Here is a 2,891-nt window from a genome sequence, read left to right as displayed (position 1 = left end):
TCGAAGATGTTTCCTTGGATGGCGAACGCACGACGTTGCGGACGACACATCTGCGTGGTAACGTCTCTGCTGGTGGTAAAGCCACGACGACGTGGGGTGATTTAAAGTTACAGAAGTAGTTCAGGGAAATTCTAACTAACCGACAACAGGGCGGTGGACTTCGGTTCGCTGCCCTGTTTTTTTTATCGCGAATCGCGAACCGCGAACCGCAATTCGCAGCGGGAGATTGTCGCTGGGCTTTCAGTGCTGCCGCTGGCGAGGTTTCCGAACCTCGCCAATATAAATTATTTCCGATGGCAATTGGCGAATCGCGGTTTGCTATTCGCGGTTCGCGGTTTAGTGATATTTAGAATTAATAGGACACTCGGCACCGGTTCGGTTAGGAAACCGAACCTACCGGGGGTGGGAGGAGTGTCTCTTTATTTTTCGGTTTTACTATAAAATGTCCTGCTTGACATAGATAGGCCGCTTCTGTTATCCTATAGAGGCAGGAAAGGAGGAGAAAACGATGAGAACTTTCGGGACCCAAGGGCCCGGGTTCTAAAAGTTTATTTCCCATTATCCATACCTGACTGTCCAGGAAACCGACTTCTGTGACAAGCCTGCACAAACTAAAGTTTATGCTACAATTTCAATCAGAACTGGTATTATATGCAGCGTAAAGACACAGATCTCCTTGATTTTCTCGATGCTCGTATTGAACATTTCCACGACCGGAGTATACGTAGGCTCTTTGAAAACAAGGAGAATATCCAAGGGTTGGTGGAAATCATGGCCGCTGATCTGGCTGCCCGCCTTGATTTTAGCCAACTTTCCCCGGTCAATAGGAGTTTCATTCCTGAGATGTTGCGCGAACGCGAGGCGGACATTGTGTTTCGTGTGCCTTTTGAAAGTCCTGGTTCTGCGAATGAGCTGCTCCTCTATATCCTGATTGAACACCAATCGTCAGTAGATGAGACGATGGGGTTTCGGGTGTTGCTTTACATGCTGCTGATCTGGGATGCCCATTACAGACGGTGGACGACGGAGAAGGTAGCGAAACGTGATCGGTTATTGCCGCCGATCCTCCCGATTGTTTTTTATACAGGGGATAGGAAGTGGCACACACCACTGACGCTTGAGGCGATCATGGACATACCGGAGGAACTTTCTCGGTTCGTCCCGAAGTTTGAGACGTTGTTTCTGAGTGTTAAGGATGCAGAGGTGGCGACCTTGACGAAAACGGGTCATCCGTTGGGTTGGCTGCTGACGGTGCTTCAAAAGGAGAAAGCGGGTAAAGCTGAGATAAGTCGTGCATTAGTGGAGGCCCTATCACACTTGGAGGGGGTTGATACGATAGCCGGTGGTCAGAGACGTGAGGCGATTGTGTATCTGCTGTTGCTGATATTGCATCGGCGGCCTGTAGCAGAGCACAGAGAGTTAGTAGGACTTATAGACCGGCATACGCCGGATATGGAGGTAGAACCGATGGCAGAGACGATGGCAGAAGTGCTCGTTGCGCGCGGTATAGAACAAGGTATAGAACAAGGTATAGAACAAGGTATAGAACAAGGTATAGAACAAGGGATTGCCCGCGGTGCGCGCGATGCTTCTGTTGGCAGCATTCTTACTGTGCTGACGGCACGATTCCCGACACACAATCCAGAACCCATCAAAGCGGCGTTGGACGCGATTGAAGACCTTGACCGATTGGCAGCCCTCGTTGAGACGGCTGCGCTCACACCGAGTTTTCAAGACTTCCTACAAGTCTTGGACAGCTAAAGTCAGGGCGTTCGAGAGTCGTAATTGAATGCCTCTGGAGTCATTTAATTGTTAAGTTGACTTTATACACACCGTGTGTTATACTTTACCCAGATTTGTGCTTCCTGTTTAGAAGCTATTCTAACGCCTATCGCTAATTTCTGTTATACTGAAAAGCAGGAGGGCTTTTTGATGGCAAATCATTTCAATGACCTGCTCCTTGAGACGCTTAAAGAGATAAGGGTCCGGTTAGATCGTCTTGAAGGCCGCGCTGATCGGCTGATTGAGCAAAAAACCGATAAATCAGACTTTGAGGTGCTTCGGTCAGATTTTGCGTCCTTATCCGAGAAACTGGATCAGAAGACCGATAAATCAGACTTTGATGCGCTTCGGTCAGACTTTGCGTCCTTATCCGCGAAACTGGATCAGAAGACCGATAAATCAGACTTTAATGCGCTTCGGTCAGACTTTGATGCGCTTCGGGCAGATGTGGCTGCGTTATCCGCGAAACTGGATCAGAAGACCGATAAATCAGACTTTCAGGCACTCACTGAAGAGGTGCACGCAAACGGACAACGGCTGGATCGTATCGAAGCGGGGATTAAAACGTTGCAATGGACGATGACCGCGGGCATTGCTGTCATGGGTCTTGCTCTCGCTCTTTTCAAAGCGTGTTAGTAGTGAGTGGCGAATGAGGAAGGGAGAGTCCTGAAAGAAAAATTTGACAAAAAACCCCACTTTGGGTATAATTATAGAAGTTAGAACTTAGTAATATTGTAGCGTAAACTTTAGTTTGCGTTTCATATAGGCACAAACTGAAAGTTTATGCTACAAATTTTGAAGAAATTCTTGACATCATAACACAATTGTGATATAATTTCTGCAATAGGTAGGATAAAAGGGTTCAACCTTGCCCGTAACCCTTTTCCCAGAAATAACGTTTTTAGGCATAAGTGGGTTTTGAACCCTGATATATCACAAGCAAAAAAATCACTTGACTTTTTTTTCGTAACCGTTTTATAATTGAATACGTCAAAATAAGTAAAAAGGGTTTTTGGATCCTGACACCTCGGTAGAAAGGATTTCCGAAGCCACAAAGGTTAGTTCAGAATAGATTTATCCCTGAATCTGTTCTTGATGTTTGATACGAT

At 46.7% G+C, this 2,891-nt stretch carries 2 protein-coding genes; both read left to right on the top strand.

Features of this window, described 5'->3' with window-relative positions; all coding sequences use genetic code 11:
• The first annotated feature begins 651 nt into the window (after positions 1-651).
• Positions 652-1,761 carry an Rpn family recombination-promoting nuclease/putative transposase gene (locus tag OXN25_19380; GenBank protein ID MDE0427020.1) on the top strand — a complete coding sequence of 370 codons (1,110 nt, stop codon included), beginning with the start codon at positions 652-654 and terminating at the stop codon, positions 1,759-1,761.
• Positions 1,762-1,932: 171 nt separating this feature from the next.
• Positions 1,933-2,418 (top strand): hypothetical protein, encoded by a 486-nt coding sequence (locus tag OXN25_19375; GenBank protein ID MDE0427019.1) that lies wholly within the window; start codon positions 1,933-1,935, stop codon positions 2,416-2,418.
• Positions 2,419-2,891: the final 473 nt, after the last annotated feature.

This window comes from Candidatus Poribacteria bacterium (assembly GCA_028820845.1).
Lineage (GTDB): Bacteria > Poribacteria > WGA-4E > WGA-4E > WGA-3G > WGA-3G.
The sequence above is the reverse complement of the archived record's forward strand: the minus strand, read 5'-3'. Positions and strand labels throughout refer to the sequence as shown.

Bases quoted from the DNA above. Each gene is read 5' to 3' on its own strand.
- OXN25_19380 (MDE0427020.1), top strand. From the start codon at position 652: ATGCAGCGTAAAGACACAGATCTCCTTGATTTTCTCGATGCTCGTATT.
- OXN25_19375 (MDE0427019.1), top strand. From the start codon at position 1,933: ATGGCAAATCATTTCAATGACCTGCTCCTTGAGACGCTTAAAGAGATA.